This is a genomic window from Pseudomonas sp. TE3552 (assembly GCF_056278945.1).
Map to the genome: position 1 here is coordinate 3,373,383 of NZ_JBWBQJ010000001.1, position 12,765 is coordinate 3,386,147.

General features: G+C 57.2%; 16 protein-coding genes and 1 tRNA gene. 4 read left to right on the plus strand and 13 right to left on the minus strand.

Features of this window, described 5'->3' with window-relative positions; translation table 11 throughout:
- Nucleotides 1-487: 487 nt before the first annotated feature.
- The 6 genes from ACZ9BB_RS14990 to ACZ9BB_RS15015 all read right to left on the minus strand — a co-directional run bounded on the left by ACZ9BB_RS14990 (nt 488) and on the right by ACZ9BB_RS15015 (nt 3,086).
- Nucleotides 488-703 carry a hypothetical protein gene (locus ACZ9BB_RS14990; protein ID WP_476214435.1) on the minus strand — a complete coding sequence of 72 codons (216 nt, stop codon included), beginning with the start codon at nt 701-703 and terminating at the stop codon, nt 488-490.
- A gap of 102 nt (nt 704-805) precedes the next feature.
- Complete coding sequence (locus ACZ9BB_RS14995) at nt 806-976, minus strand: hypothetical protein (RefSeq protein ID WP_007940775.1); 171 nt, start codon at nt 974-976, stop codon at nt 806-808.
- Nucleotides 977-1,104: 128 nt separating this feature from the next.
- Nucleotides 1,105-1,530 (minus strand): glycine zipper domain-containing protein, encoded by a 426-nt coding sequence (locus ACZ9BB_RS15000; RefSeq protein WP_476214436.1) that lies wholly within the window; start codon nt 1,528-1,530, stop codon nt 1,105-1,107.
- Nucleotides 1,531-1,714: 184 nt separating this feature from the next.
- Nucleotides 1,715-2,080 carry a glycine zipper domain-containing protein gene (locus tag ACZ9BB_RS15005; protein WP_007940778.1) on the minus strand — a complete coding sequence of 122 codons (366 nt, stop codon included), beginning with the start codon at nt 2,078-2,080 and terminating at the stop codon, nt 1,715-1,717.
- A gap of 346 nt (nt 2,081-2,426) precedes the next feature.
- Nucleotides 2,427-2,621 carry a hypothetical protein gene (locus ACZ9BB_RS15010; protein ID WP_007940781.1) on the minus strand — a complete coding sequence of 65 codons (195 nt, stop codon included), beginning with the start codon at nt 2,619-2,621 and terminating at the stop codon, nt 2,427-2,429.
- A gap of 144 nt (nt 2,622-2,765) precedes the next feature.
- Complete coding sequence (locus ACZ9BB_RS15015; RefSeq protein ID WP_105339643.1) at nt 2,766-3,086, minus strand: YbjQ family protein; 321 nt, start codon at nt 3,084-3,086, stop codon at nt 2,766-2,768.
- Nucleotides 3,087-3,194: 108 nt separating this feature from the next.
- Here ACZ9BB_RS15015 and ACZ9BB_RS15020 point away from each other — a divergent pair, with 108 nt between their 5' ends.
- Nucleotides 3,195-3,437 carry a short-chain dehydrogenase gene (locus ACZ9BB_RS15020; protein ID WP_476218317.1) on the plus strand — a complete coding sequence of 81 codons (243 nt, stop codon included), beginning with the start codon at nt 3,195-3,197 and terminating at the stop codon, nt 3,435-3,437.
- Here ACZ9BB_RS15020 and ACZ9BB_RS15025 read toward each other — a convergent pair.
- The 4 genes from ACZ9BB_RS15025 to ACZ9BB_RS15040 all read right to left on the minus strand — a co-directional run bounded on the left by ACZ9BB_RS15025 (nt 3,434) and on the right by ACZ9BB_RS15040 (nt 5,264).
- The gene (locus tag ACZ9BB_RS15025) at nt 3,434-3,892 is read right to left on the minus strand and encodes a DUF2442 domain-containing protein (protein WP_476214437.1); all 459 of its coding nucleotides are present in this window, start codon (nt 3,890-3,892) and stop codon (nt 3,434-3,436) included. The genes ACZ9BB_RS15020 and ACZ9BB_RS15025 overlap by 4 nt on opposite strands.
- 3 nt (nt 3,893-3,895) lie before the next feature.
- Nucleotides 3,896-4,129 carry a DUF4160 domain-containing protein gene (locus tag ACZ9BB_RS15030; RefSeq protein ID WP_476214438.1) on the minus strand — a complete coding sequence of 78 codons (234 nt, stop codon included), beginning with the start codon at nt 4,127-4,129 and terminating at the stop codon, nt 3,896-3,898.
- Nucleotides 4,130-4,381: 252 nt separating this feature from the next.
- Nucleotides 4,382-4,918, minus strand: coding sequence for an HD domain-containing protein (locus ACZ9BB_RS15035; protein WP_476214439.1), 537 nt, complete (start codon nt 4,916-4,918; stop codon nt 4,382-4,384).
- Nucleotides 4,919-5,174: 256 nt separating this feature from the next.
- Nucleotides 5,175-5,264 (minus strand) — tRNA-Ser (locus tag ACZ9BB_RS15040).
- 309 nt (nt 5,265-5,573) lie between these two features.
- On the opposite strand from ACZ9BB_RS15040, the gene ACZ9BB_RS15045 reads away from it, so the two are divergent.
- The 3 genes from ACZ9BB_RS15045 to ACZ9BB_RS15055 all read left to right on the plus strand — a co-directional run bounded on the left by ACZ9BB_RS15045 (nt 5,574) and on the right by ACZ9BB_RS15055 (nt 8,319).
- A complete protein-coding gene (locus ACZ9BB_RS15045) occupies nt 5,574-6,263 on the plus strand; it encodes a crotonase/enoyl-CoA hydratase family protein (protein WP_476214440.1) in 690 nt (229 codons plus the stop codon).
- A 214-nt stretch (nt 6,264-6,477) separates the two neighbouring features.
- Complete coding sequence (locus ACZ9BB_RS15050) at nt 6,478-7,200, plus strand: 1-acylglycerol-3-phosphate O-acyltransferase (protein WP_476214441.1); 723 nt, start codon at nt 6,478-6,480, stop codon at nt 7,198-7,200.
- A 147-nt stretch (nt 7,201-7,347) separates the two neighbouring features.
- Nucleotides 7,348-8,319: a magnesium and cobalt transport protein CorA gene (locus ACZ9BB_RS15055; RefSeq protein ID WP_476214442.1), complete on the plus strand. Its 972-nt coding sequence runs from the start codon at nt 7,348-7,350 to the stop codon at nt 8,317-8,319.
- Nucleotides 8,320-8,410: 91 nt separating this feature from the next.
- Here ACZ9BB_RS15055 and ACZ9BB_RS15060 read toward each other — a convergent pair whose 3' ends face one another.
- The 3 genes from ACZ9BB_RS15060 to ACZ9BB_RS15070 form a co-directional block, all read right to left on the minus strand.
- The gene (locus ACZ9BB_RS15060) at nt 8,411-9,124 is read right to left on the minus strand and encodes an amidotransferase (RefSeq protein WP_476214443.1); all 714 of its coding nucleotides are present in this window, start codon (nt 9,122-9,124) and stop codon (nt 8,411-8,413) included.
- Between the two features lie 95 nt (nt 9,125-9,219).
- Entirely contained in the window at nt 9,220-11,364 is a 2,145-nt protein-coding gene (locus ACZ9BB_RS15065; RefSeq protein WP_476214444.1) for a 3-hydroxyacyl-CoA dehydrogenase NAD-binding domain-containing protein, read from the minus strand.
- A gap of 38 nt (nt 11,365-11,402) precedes the next feature.
- Complete coding sequence (locus tag ACZ9BB_RS15070; protein WP_476214445.1) at nt 11,403-12,608, minus strand: acetyl-CoA C-acetyltransferase; 1,206 nt, start codon at nt 12,606-12,608, stop codon at nt 11,403-11,405.
- Nucleotides 12,609-12,765: the final 157 nt, after the last annotated feature.

Sequence of the window (12,765 nt, forward strand, 5' to 3'; positions counted from 1 at the left end):
CCGGCTCACGTCCGGGCTAAATTAGCTTAAGGAACCTTAACCTCCAGTGTCACCATCGGTCCTATCCGTCCCACCACTCCCTGAACCAACTGATCCTCCAGACCCACTTCCAGAACCACTCCCCATCGAACCTCCACCTTTTTTCATCAACCCGCTTCCCTCCCCCGGGTTAGTGCTACTCCCATTCGCATCGCCACCATTCCCACCACCCATAGCGTCCGTTGGCAGCGCCTTCCCGTCCGAGGTACCCGCATTCATTTCCGAATAAGGCGGCATCCCGCCCTTGTCGACCGGCGCATCGCGACCGGTAGATTCAGCAAACGCCGTCAATGAACTGATCGACAATAAGCCGACCATCGTCAGCACCTTCCATTTTGACCTGATCATGGTGCGTCTCCTTTAAAGAGTGCATTACCTGATCTCTGGCAGTGATCGTTTTTAAAGGTGTCGCTCAATCGACAATCTGCGATGCACCACCACACAGGTTTCAGCTCGGTTCGCCCGAGGCGTCATCACCGGCGATGTCCGGGTCTTCCGGCTCGGCCTCCACATTACCGCGCTTCACATCATCGTCCGGTACTTGCTCCACAGCGGTGTCGTCATCGTCGGGCGGGCGCTGGTCGCGGCGCAGGGAATTGGTGGGCGAAGGCAGCGGATATTCGGGGGTATCGTCGATATCGGAGTCTTTCGGATCGGCGTTCATAACGCACCTCTCATTGGACCTGAAAAGCAGATCCTGACCTTTCGAGGACAACACGATAGACGCGGTTCGATCAGAGGGATCGAGGTCGGCCCGACCGCAAAATCACTCGTCGTCTTCCTCGTCATACTCATCATTCTCCAGGTTGCCCACGTCGCCCGCGTCATCGGCATCGTTGAGCGGCACCGTGGCGTCGTCCATCAACGATCCCGGATCTTCGTTGCCGGGATCGTTGATCGGGCCTTCTTCTTCCTTGTCTTCGGTTTCCGGAGTCATGGCATGCCTCACAACGTTCAGGGTGTCTATAAAGTTCGAGAGGTCCTACGGCCAATCGTTCCAGAGCCCTATCGACAGAAACGAAAAACCCGGCACTCGGCCGGGTTTTACTTTAACTCGATATCGAGTTAGCGATGCTTGTACTTATTTTTATGCTTGTGTTTGTAGTAGCCGCCACCGGAATGTGAACTGCCGCGGTCATCACCCATGTTGCTGCCAACCGCGCCACCGGCTGCGCCGCCCACGCCAGCACCAATAGCCGAACCCGTGGAGCCGCCCAGGCTGTTGCCGATCACCGAACCGCCCGCCGCGCCGAGACCACCGCCGACGGCCGCTTCTGTGCGACTGCCCTTACGCGCACCGACTGCACTGCCTGCCGCACCGCCGACGCCTGCGCCCACCGCAGCCCCGGTGCTGCCGCCCAGTTGCCCGCCAACCACGTTACCCAACACACCGCCAAGACCACCACCGACTGCAGCGTCGCCGTTGCCGGCGGCCATTGCGCCCTGAGCGATTAAAAGTCCTAAAACCACCGTGGACAAAGTCATACGCATGATATGAACCTCTAATTTCCGCATTGGGGGAAGAACATGCCGCGGATAGGCATCAGCCTGCATCTGGGTCTGTTGTACAGCAAACCAATACCGACTGTATGAGATTTGAGCCACGGGTAGGAGAAATGTTCCCAAACGAAAAAGCCCGGCATGTAAGCCGGGCTTTTTCAGCTGACCATCAGGATCAATGACCCTTTTTGGACAGGTTGCTGCCCACGCCGCCGCCCAATGCGCCACCCAGGCCTGCGCCGATGGTGGAACCAGTCTTGCCGCCCAGGCTGTTGCCGATTATCGAACCGCCCGCTGCGCCAACACCGCCGCCGATGGCCGCTTTGGTGCGGCTGCCTTTGCGTGCGGCAACTGCGCTGCCGGCTGCGCCCGCTACGCCAGCGCCAATCGCGGCACCGGTGCTGCCGCCCATTTTCTGGCCGACCACATTACCCAACGCACCACCCAGACCACCACCGAGCGCAGCAGTACCGTCACCGGCAGCCATCGCACCTTGAGCTACCAAAAGGCCCAGAACCAGAGCAGGCAGTGTTAAACGCATCACAAGAACCTCAAAAAAAGGAGAACGGAAAGGCCGGAGATTGAATGCTTTAGCGCAGGTAAAGTCCAGACACAAAACCGGAACAACCTCGCCATTGGCGACGGTTGGACAGCGTTTATGCGAAAGGTTTTATGACAGACAAAAAAAAGCCCGCTGGGGAGACGGGCCAGGGTACTGCTTTCTAACGGATGAGTTGAGCCTACGTAGGCCGGTGTGAAAAGTTTGTGAAAAAAACACCAACGCTCGCAAAGTTGTAGGACATTTCTCGGCATAGCCACCGAGCCACGTTCCTGCCCTTCAGAAACAAGAAACCCCGCTCAATGGCGGGGTTCGTGCTGTTATCGATTTACTTCCTGGAAGGCGCCCCCAGCTTGGGCATAAATTTCGATTTCGGCCCTCGAGTTCTAGGCACTGCAGATTTGATTTTGTTGATTTTGATACGGTCTTCGCCGAAGCTCGGCACATAGTCCGTCTGACCACACTGCACACAATCATTGATTGGAAACTCTGCCCCGTCGTCTTCGATATACGGCTCAGCCATATCTTCGCTCCTCTCAAAACGGGTCGATACCGGCAAGCCCTTTTGCCTGAAAATATCAACCACCCAGGATTTTGAGACTAGCCGGTCATTCTCAGACTTGTGATTCAGATCGTTACATGCCCGACGAATGGCCAGCGCAGCGTCCTACCTCAGCTTGACCGCCGTCCCGGTCACAAACACCACCACCATCCCACCCTTGCCGGCCGGCATGCTGATCTCATAATCAAGCCCCACCACCGCATCCGCCTGAAGCGCCCGCGCCCGTTCCTTGATCTCGTCGGTCGCCTGAATTCGCGCATCCTTCAATGCCCGCTCCAACGTCTGAGAACGCCCACCAAAAAAATCCCGCATCCCGGCGAACATGTCGCGGATCACGTTAACGCCCTGCACCGACTCGGCGCTGACGATGTCCAGGTAGGCGGTGATTTGCCGGCCTTCGATGGTGTGGGTTGTGGTGGTAATCATGAGATTTCCTTTTTCATAGAGGCACGCATTATTCCTAGGTAGCCAGGTGATGAACCAACAAAAAGCCCCCATATCCGTTGAGCTTGCAACGCCGACGACCAACCCACCCTGTTAGTCGATACCACCAAACCTCTGCACATCCGGCTCGACGCAACTGGCTATCGAATCAGAGCCGTCACTCAAGTCCTGGAAAATCTCGCGATGCACGGTGATATTGCCAGCGACTCGGTAATCCTTAGCGACTTCGCATTGCTTTGTGCTATTCCGCTTTGGGATGGGTGTGATGTGTTGTATATGATTGGGCGGCGGTTGGATGCACGGAGAGGTTCTCCAGTCGCTACCCAAATCTAGACGCAGCTCGTGCGGCGTCCTTTATGCTCATACTCCCATCCCTTACACGCTAGCCCCACATGCTTGGGTATCAACGCCTTCCCACTGCTATAGGCAGTAATGGTTCGCCGAGTAAACCCCAATTCAACAGCTGCCGCCGACAGCGAAAGATTGTTGCTCAACATCCAGCGTTTGAAATCACTGGTAGGCATGACCTCTCCGGATTGCTCCAAAGCTAGCCGATGCAACGTAGTAGCGGCGAGTTCGAGATCATCCCCCCATGTCACATCGAATCCCCACTCGCCTACCGCGACCTGGCTGAACAGCGCCAAATCCTGTAATGGCTTGAGCGCAGGAAAGGTTTTGATGTGTTCGGTGACATCAACGGTATGCCGCTTACCGTTGCTCCACTCGACGTTAAGGGCATGTTTGCCGGCAACTGGTTGCACAGCAGAAATGCGAAGCTTGCTGGTCATGAGTCAGTTCCTCCGGTTTTGCTCGTTCCATACACGCCAAAGATCAGCGGTATGTGTTCTTGCCCAAAGCAGGGCTGCTTTCAAGGCTTTGGTTTCGGCGCCTTTGCCTAAAACAACGAGCCCTTCTATCTGGACCAACGACTCCCCATCTGGCGTCTGCACATGGAAGTGCGGCGGCGCATGGTCGTCGGGATAGATTTTTATTTTCCAGTTTCGTTCGCTATGAAGGGTAGCCATAGAGCGATGCTAGAGAAATTTTTTCCCTAGCACAACCTATGATTTTCTGAGGACGCAGAAACCACAAAACTCCTGACTTCTCTACAGGATCTGGCCACTGCCGACATATCTATGCCAGCCAGTTGCTGACCACGGGAGTAGAGAACATGATCCGGAAAATCAGGGGTTTGCGTTTACTGAATTTGGCGGTGAAGGAGAGATTCGAACCTGCAGCTACTTTCGACGCATAGAGGACTCACGATACTCAAGGCTCTAGCGTTTCAACATCGGCAACGGATCTAAGGGATGGGTTAGCATCCGCTTGACGGACAACGCTACCAGGCGGCGGTGAAAGCCGGCATTGGGAAACGTCGAGCGGATTTCCCGAAGGCTGGTGCGGTCCAGCCCGAATGTAATCAAACCCAAGGACACATCGATCCAATCGGCTCGACGAAAGATTTCAGCCAAGTGATGGGGATTGGCCGACGAAGCGCTGATCTTGTGATGATCATCAATCATCCGGGCGACATCATTTCCCCATTCTTTTTGATCTCGCTCGGTCAGAAACGCTTCTGCCAGTTGCCGAGATGCGGGCAGGTAATCGAAAGTATTCGCTGTCCATATACCCAGATCATGAAAAGCACCGGCGATGACAACCTTCTCGACTTGCGAAGTTTCCAATGGCGATAGCAGGCAGCACAGATTGATGAGCCGATAAACGTGGTTTCTGTAACCGGTGAGATCACTGCCAAGACAAGTGGAATAGCGGTCCATGACCTGCTCCAGCAGATCGATATCCTTAATCAACATCACTGCTCCATGCTAGGGGACAAATACCCGAAAACCCGGCCGTTCACAGGGAAGGCAGCAGGTCTGAATTGGAATCATGACTCCTCCGTGGAAATGAGCAGCGTAGGCCAATTTCGATTGTATGAGGGGGTTGCGAAAAACCTCAAAAATGCTGGCCGTGTTCCCATTTTGTTCCCATATGGCCCTTTTTCAGGCGCCAGAAACCACAAACCCCCGACTTTCTCTAGGAAAATCAGGGGTTTGCGTTTACTAAATTTGGCGGTGAAGGAGAGATTCGAACTCTCGATACAGTTTCCTGTATACACACTTTCCAGGCGTGCTCCTTAAGCCACTCGGACACTTCACCGTATCTCGTCAAACAATGTTCTGTCTGTCGAGGCGCGCTAATGTAGTCGAAAGCTTTTCTGATGGCAAATTTTTTTTGCAGAATTTTCATGTGGTTAGCGATTTAGTCGTTCCGGTGGGTGTCGCGCTATGGCAAACCCGCCAATCTCTGGCTTCGCGCCCTCTTCTATATAGAGGGGAATGCGCGGCTGGCGCGGCCGGCAACGCTTGCCGGGCGGGGAAAAGGGTGACCGGGTGGTCAGTCACGGCGCTTTACCTGGCCTACCGCGGTGGGTAACGTCTGCCCTACTTTATTTGAAGGAATAGCGTCATGAGTGAGTTGATTTCCTACCATCTCGAAGACGGTATCGCGACCCTGACCTTGAGCAACGGCAAGGTCAACGCCATTTCTCCGGACGTGATTGTTGCGTTTAACGCGGCGCTGGATCGGGCGGTGGCGGATCGGGCGGTGGTGATCATTACCAGTCAGCCGGGGATTTTTTCGGGTGGTTATGACTTGAAGGTGATGACGGCCGGCCCTAACGAGGCCAGAGCGCTGGTGGCTGCCGGTTCGACCCTGGCTCGTCGTCTGCTGTCGCACCCGTTCCCGGTGGTCGTGGCCTGTCCTGGGCATGCGGTGGCCAAGGGCGCGTTTATTTTGTTGTCGGCAGACTACCGCATTGGTGTCGATGGCCCGTTCAGCATTGGCCTGAATGAAGTGCAGATCGGCATGACCATGCACCACGCCGGTATCGAGTTGGCCCGTGATCGTCTGCGCAAGTCGGCGTTTCATCGCGCGGTGATCAATGCCGAGATGTTCAATCCGCAGAGTGCTGTGGATGCCGGTTTCCTCGATGTGGTGGTGTCGGCCGAAGAGCTGCAAGGCACGGCGCTGGCGGCGGCTCGTCAGTTGAAGAAGCTCAACATGACCGCCCACAAGAACACCAAGCTGAAAGTGCGCAAGGCGCTACTGGAGACGCTGGACAACGCGATCATCCTGGATCAGGAGCATATGGGTTAAGCCCGAATGCACTGCTGCGAAAAGCCCGACCGTCGTGTCGGGCTTTTTCTTGGGTGTTTGGTTTAAAACCTTACAACCGCTCTAGACCGCATCTGACCCATAAGTCGGAAACATGTGCTCAAACATCGGCCATCTCCCACTTCTATAGGGGCAATTGCCGAAAACAGTGCACATCCGTACACTGCGCCACCTTTTGTCCCGGTGGGCCCTTTAAATGCTGTTTGTGTTTCGTATGTTATTGATGGGCTTGCACTTTATCCTGGCCGGTGTGCTCGGGGTGATTCTCGGTCTGTGTCGGCCGTTCAATCCGGACAACAGCCGTTTATGCGCGCGCCTGTACGCATGGCCGGCGATGTGTATTTTGCGTTTACGGGTGAAAGCCGATGTCGGGCCGTTGATGGACAAACCCGATAGCTGCGTGATCATCGCCAACCACCAGTCCAACTACGACCTGTTTGTGTTCGGCAACGTGGTACCCCGCCGCACCGTGTGCATTGGCAAGAAGAGCCTGAAGTGGGTGCCGCTGTTCGGGCAGTTGTTCTGGCTGGCTGGCAATGTGTTGATCGACCGTGGCAACGCGCACAAGGCACGCCAGTCGATGCTGACCACCACGCACACCTTGCAGCATGAAGACACCTCGATCTGGGTTTTCCCCGAGGGCACCCGCAATCTGGGCGAAGAGCTGTTGCCGTTCAAGAAAGGCGCGTTCCAGATGGCGATTGCCGCCGGGGTACCAATTGTCCCGGTATGTGTCAGCAGTTACGTCAAGCAGATGCGATTGAACCGCTGGCGCAGTGGGAAAATTCTGATCCGTTCGCTGCCGGCGATTCCTACGGCTGGACTGAGCCTGGATGACATGCCCATGTTGATCGCCCAGTGCCGCGAGCAGATGCGCGAGTGCATCGACTCCATGGATCGGCAACTGCAAGCCGCCTGAAAAGAAACCCGCCCTGTGCGGGTTTTCTTTTGCCTGCGAACTCTGCAGACTTTGCTGACTCTCAAGCAGTAGACAAGGTTAAGCTGAACCCTGCTTGCCACTGCATTCTTGCTGATAAAAAGCGCTAATAAGAAGTGAACCAAAATCATGGGTAGAGTCGTTGCTGCTGCGGTTTACAGTGCCGGTAAGAAGGTCACCAACATCACGCTCGACGAAGGCGCTGCCTGGGCTGCCAAACCTGGCCACTTTGTCTGGATCGGCCTCGAAGAACCGAACGCCCAGGAACTGTTCAACCTGCAACGCCAATTCAACCTGCACGAATTGGCCATCGAAGACGCCCTGGAAAAACACAGCCGACCGAAGCTGGAAACGTTCGGCGATGCGTTGTTTATCGTCACGTATTCGCCGATCCGCAATGAAGGAAAACTGGAGTTCATCGAGACTCATATCTTCGCCGGCAAGGGTTACATCATTACTGCGCGTAACGGTCATTCAGCGTCCTACGCGTATGTCCGACAACGTTGTGAGGCGCGGCCGCTGTTGCTGGAGCACGGGGAAGATTTCGTACTCTATGCCATCCTCGATTTCGTGATTGAAAACTACCAGCCGATGGGCGAAGCGATTCATGCCGAGATCGATGAGCTGGAGAGCAATGTCCTCTGCGGTTCACTGAACGAGCGCGATATCCAGAAACTCCACGGCCTTCGCCGCGATGTATTGCGCTTGCGCCGGTTTGCGGCACCGATGGTGGAGATCGGTGAAGAACTCCAAAAACTGAGCTTTCCGTTCATCGACAAGAATATGCGTCCGTATTTCCGCGACGTGCAGATTCATGTCACGCGGCAGATGGAAGACCTGACGACCCTGGCGGACATTGCCAGCCAGACCATCGAGGTCGGGGTGTTGCTGGAGGCGTCACGCCAGAGCGTGGTACAGCGCAAGTTCGCGGCGTGGGCTGCGATTCTGGCGTTTCCGACGGCGATAGCGGGGATTTACGGAATGAACTTCGAGGACATGCCAGAGTTGACTTGGCATTACGGGTATTTCGCAGTGTTGGGGTTTATTACCGTTGGGTGCGTCGGTTTGTGGGCGAGTTTCAAAAAGTCTGGGTGGTTGTAGTCAGGACCGAGGCGTCTGCGAAATTCGCGGGCAAGCCTCGCTCCTTACAGGTTTCGATTACCTGTAGGAGCGAGGCTTGCCCGCGAAGCTTTTAAGGCTTGTGCGCCACAAACCGCATCATCCACTCTGCGACGGTAGTGCCGTGATGCTCGTGTTCAAGACTCGCCATACCTTTCGAATAAATCTGCTCACCCAGCGCTTCCTGACGAATATCCAGCAGCGCCCGTGAGTAATCGTGAATGAACTCCGGATGTCCCTGGAAGCACAGCACTTGATCGTTGATGTGGTATGCGGCAAACGGGCAGAAATCGCTGGAGGCAATGACGGTCGCGTTTTCCGGCAGCGCGGTGACCTGGTCCTGGTGGCTGATCAGCAACGTCAGTTCTTCCCTCACCGGGCTCATCCACGGCGCCTTGGCCGCGAGTTTGTATTTGTGGGTGCCGACTCCCCAGCCCTGGGTCGCCCGCTCGCTCTTGCCGCCCAACAGCAGCGCCAGCAGTTGATGGCCGAAGCACACGCCCAGTAGTTTGTCGCCGCGCTCATAGCGTTTCAGCAGGTACGTCTTGAGGGTTTGAATCCACGGGTCGGTACCGAAGGAGTCGGCCTTGCTGCCGGTGACCAGATACGCATCAAAGATCTGATCATCGCTGGGATAATCGCCCTGCATCACGTTGTACACGGTGAACTCGGCAGCGATGGGTTGCTGCGAAAACAGACGCTGGAACATCTGCCCGTAACCCTGATATTGATCGACCAGTTCCGGACGCAGGATGTCGGTTTCCAGAATGCAGATGCGTAACGACATAAAAAATACCTGACACATGATGGGAATAATGCACACCCCAGAGCCTGCCTTGAAACACGGTGGCAAGGCAAGCCCCGGAAGGCGTCATCGGTCCCTTAGAACAATGCGTCTTTGGCGGCTTTTTCCAGCAGCAGCGCAGGTGGCGTGAAGCGCTCGCCATATTGCTCGGCCAGGTACTGAGCGCGGGCGACGAAGTCTTTCACGCCGTACTGGTTGATGAACTGCAGCGCGCCGCCGGTCCAGGCGGCGAAGCCAATGCCGAAGATCGAGCCGACGTTGGCATCCGCCGTCGAAGTCAGCACGCCCTCCTCCATACAACGCACGGTTTCGATGGCCTGCACGAACAGCAGCCGATCACGCACGTCCTTCGGCGAAATCTGTCCGTCGGCCTTCTCGAAGCGGTTTTTCAGCTCCGGCCACAAATGTTTTTGGCCTCCAGCCGGGTAGTCGTAGAAGCCACCTCCAGCGGCCTTGCCCGGACGCTTGTATTCCTTGAGCAGCAAGTCAATCACGGCGAACGCCGGGTGCTCAATCAGCCGCTTCCCTTCCGCTTGCAGGTCTTTGGCGGTTTGCTCGCGGATATGGCTCATGAGGCTGAGGGAAACTTCGTCGGAGATTGCCAGAGGTCCGACGGGCATGCCGGCCTTGCGCGCCTCGGTCTCGATCATCGGCGCGCTCACGCCTTCACCGAGCATGGCGATGCCTTCGTTGGTGAAGGTGCCGAACACTCGCGAAGTGAAGAAGCCGCGACTGTCGTTGACCACTATCGGTGTTTTCTTGATTTGCAGGACGAAATCGAAACCGCGAGCCAGGGTTTCGTCGCTGGTATGGGCGCCCTTGATGATTTCCACCAGCGGCATTTTCTCCACAGGACTGAAGAAATGCAGACCGATGAATTTCGTCTGGTCCGGCACGGCGGTAGCCAGGCCACTGATCGGCAAGGTCGAGGTGTTGGAGGCGATCACCGCATTCGGGCCAACGATGGCTTGCGCGGCCGATGAGACTTTGGCTTTCAGTTCGCGGTCTTCAAACACCGCTTCAATAATCAGGTCGCACCCGTCCAGATCCGCATCGTTTTCAGTGGTACAGATCCGCGCCAGAATCCCCTCGCACTGCTCCCGGCTCAGCTGGCCCCGCGCAACCTTCTTGTCCAGCAGTGCCGCCGAATGGGCCTTGCCCTTTTCGGCCGCGGCGAGGTTGATGTCTTTGAGCACCACGTCGATGCCGGCTGATGCGCTGACAAACGCGATACTCGCGCCCATCATTCCGGCGCCCAGCACGCCGACTTTCTTCGTCACGTAAGGCGCGATGCCTTGAGGGCGCGAGCCGCCGGCATTGATCTCATTGAGCTGGAACCAGAAAGTGCCGATGAGGTTTTTCGACACCTGGCCGGTGGTCAGCTCAGTGAAATAGCGGGTTTCGATCAGGTGCGCCGTGTCGAAGTCCACTTGGGCGCCTTCCACGACGGCGCAGAGGATTTTCTCCGGCGCAGGCAGGCAGCCCTGGGTTTTGCTGCGCAGGATCGACGGCGTGATGGCCAGTATCTGCGCGACTTTCGGATCCGATGGCGTGCCGCCGGGAATCTGATAACCCTTCACGTCCCAACGCTGCACAGCGGTTGGATGAGCGACGATCCACGCCCGCGCCTTGGCCATCAGCTCATCGTGATCGGCTGCCAATTCATCGATCAGTTTCGCCTGCAACGCCTGTTGTGGCCGGATCTTCTTGCCTTCAAGCAAGTACGGCAGGGCTTTTTCAATGCCCAGCATGCGAACCATGCGCACCACCCCGCCGCCGCCCGGCAACAGGCCGAGGGTGACTTCCGGCAGGCCAAGCAGCACCGACGGATTGTCCAGCGCCACACGGTGATGGCAGGCCAGGCAGATTTCCCAACCGCCGCCGAGCGCCGCCCCATTGATCGCGGCGACCACCGGTTTGCCGAGGGTTTCCAGGGTGCGAAGCTGGCCTTTGAGGGTCAGCACCATGTCGTAAAAGGCTTTGGCTTCGGGTTTGCCGACCTTGATCAGTTCATTGAGGTCGCCGCCGGCAAAGAAGGTCTTCTTGGCCGAGGTAATGATCACGCCGGCAATGGTGTCCTTTTCGGCGACCAGTCGTGCAACACAGGTGGCCATGGCCTCGCGGTAGACCGCGTTCATGGTGTTGGCGCTCTGGCCCGGCATGTCGATGGTCAGGACGACGATCTGGTCCTGGCCCTTTTCGTAACGGATGGCTTCGGTCATGGCAATTTTCCTTGAGTCGGATTTTCTTAAAGTCAGGCTCAGAGGCGTTCGATGATGGTGGCAATGCCCATGCCGCCGCCGACACACAATGTCGCCAGGCCATAGCGCAGGCGCCGGGTTTCCAGTTCATCGAGCAGCGTGCCGAGAATCGCGCAGCCAGTGGCGCCGAGTGGGTGGCCCATGGCGATGGAACCGCCGTTGACGTTGACCTTGTCCGGGTCGATGGCCATGTCTTTGATGAACTTGAGCACGACCGAGGCGAACGCTTCGTTGACTTCGAACAGGTCGATGTCTTCGATCCGCAGCCCGGCCTTGGCCAGCGCCTTGCGGGTGGCCGGCGCCGGGCCGGTGAGCATGATGGTCGGGTCAGTGCTGGTGACCGCCGTGGCGACGATGCGCGCCCGTGGCTGCAAGCCCAGCGCCCGGCCTTTTGCCTCGGAGCCGATCAGCATCAGCGCCGCGCCATCGACGATTCCGGAGCTGTTGCCCGGCGTGTGAACGTGGTTGATTCGCTCTATCTGGCTGTAAACCCGCAGGGCCGTGGCATCGAAGCCCATTTGCCCGATCATTTCGAAGCTCGGCTTGAGCTTGCCCAGGCCTTCCAGGGTCGAATCGGCGCGAATGAACTCATCGTGATCGAGCAGGATGATGCCGTTCTGGTCCTGCACCGGCACCAGCGACTTGTTGAACGAGCCATCCGCCCGCGCCCGCGCAGCCTTGCGCTGGGAGTGCAACGCGAAGGTATCGACATCCTGACGGCTGAAGCCTTCAATCGTGGCAATCAGGTCGGCGCCCACGCCCTGGGGTGTGAAATGGCTGTGCAGGTTGGTTTCCGGGTCCAGCGCCCAGGCCCCGCCATCGCTGCCCATGGGCACGCGGGACATCGACTCGACACCACCGACCACCACCAGATCCTCGAAGCCGGAACGCACTTTCATTGCGCCCAGGTTCACCGCTTCCAGCCCCGAAGCGCAGAAGCGATTGAGCTGCACACCGGCCACGCTGACGTCCCAGTCGGCCACCTGTGTGGCCGTCTTGGCGATGTCGGAACCCTGATCGCCGATGGGCGTCACGCAGCCAAGCACCACGTCATCGACCTGACTGGTATCGAGGGACGTGCGCCGCTGCAACGCCGTCAGCAGCCCGGCCACCAGGTTCACTGGCTTGACGCTGTGCAAGGCGCCATTGGCCTTGCCTTTGCCACGGGGCGTGCGTAACGCGTCGAATATCAAAGCTTGGGTCATGACGTCCTCGAACCGCTGTACAGGTGAGTAAATGCAGAAGCTTCACCTTATGCCGAGCAGCCATGGATTCAATGACCACAGTGCTCATTGGTGTTGACGGTCACGCTCAGACGAACGGTAGTCAGCTATCGGATTAACCGATTCATGTCACCAAGCT

What these genes read in the sequence shown, in the direction of transcription:
- ACZ9BB_RS14995 (WP_007940775.1), bottom strand. Translation starts at nt 976, where the DNA reads ATGACTCCGGAAACCGAAGACAAGGAAGAAGAAGGCCCGATCAACGAT.
- ACZ9BB_RS15065 (WP_476214444.1), bottom strand. Translation starts at nt 11,364, where the DNA reads ATGACCGAAGCCATCCGTTACGAAAAGGGCCAGGACCAGATCGTCGTC.
- ACZ9BB_RS14990 (WP_476214435.1), bottom strand. Translation starts at nt 703, where the DNA reads ATGAACGCCGATCCGAAAGACTCCGATATCGACGATACCCCCGAATAT.
- ACZ9BB_RS15030 (WP_476214438.1), bottom strand. Translation starts at nt 4,129, where the DNA reads ATGGCTACCCTTCATAGCGAACGAAACTGGAAAATAAAAATCTATCCC.
- ACZ9BB_RS15005 (WP_007940778.1), bottom strand. Translation starts at nt 2,080, where the DNA reads ATGCGTTTAACACTGCCTGCTCTGGTTCTGGGCCTTTTGGTAGCTCAA.
- ACZ9BB_RS15070 (WP_476214445.1), bottom strand. Translation starts at nt 12,608, where the DNA reads ATGACCCAAGCTTTGATATTCGACGCGTTACGCACGCCCCGTGGCAAA.
- ACZ9BB_RS15055 (WP_476214442.1), top strand. Translation starts at nt 7,348, where the DNA reads ATGGGTAGAGTCGTTGCTGCTGCGGTTTACAGTGCCGGTAAGAAGGTC.
- ACZ9BB_RS15045 (WP_476214440.1), top strand. Translation starts at nt 5,574, where the DNA reads ATGAGTGAGTTGATTTCCTACCATCTCGAAGACGGTATCGCGACCCTG.
- ACZ9BB_RS15015 (WP_105339643.1), bottom strand. Translation starts at nt 3,086, where the DNA reads ATGATTACCACCACAACCCACACCATCGAAGGCCGGCAAATCACCGCC.
- ACZ9BB_RS15035 (WP_476214439.1), bottom strand. Translation starts at nt 4,918, where the DNA reads ATGTTGATTAAGGATATCGATCTGCTGGAGCAGGTCATGGACCGCTAT.
- ACZ9BB_RS15050 (WP_476214441.1), top strand. Translation starts at nt 6,478, where the DNA reads ATGCTGTTTGTGTTTCGTATGTTATTGATGGGCTTGCACTTTATCCTG.
- ACZ9BB_RS15025 (WP_476214437.1), bottom strand. Translation starts at nt 3,892, where the DNA reads ATGACCAGCAAGCTTCGCATTTCTGCTGTGCAACCAGTTGCCGGCAAA.
- ACZ9BB_RS15000 (WP_476214436.1), bottom strand. Translation starts at nt 1,530, where the DNA reads ATGCGTATGACTTTGTCCACGGTGGTTTTAGGACTTTTAATCGCTCAG.
- ACZ9BB_RS15010 (WP_007940781.1), bottom strand. Translation starts at nt 2,621, where the DNA reads ATGGCTGAGCCGTATATCGAAGACGACGGGGCAGAGTTTCCAATCAAT.
- ACZ9BB_RS15060 (WP_476214443.1), bottom strand. Translation starts at nt 9,124, where the DNA reads ATGTCGTTACGCATCTGCATTCTGGAAACCGACATCCTGCGTCCGGAA.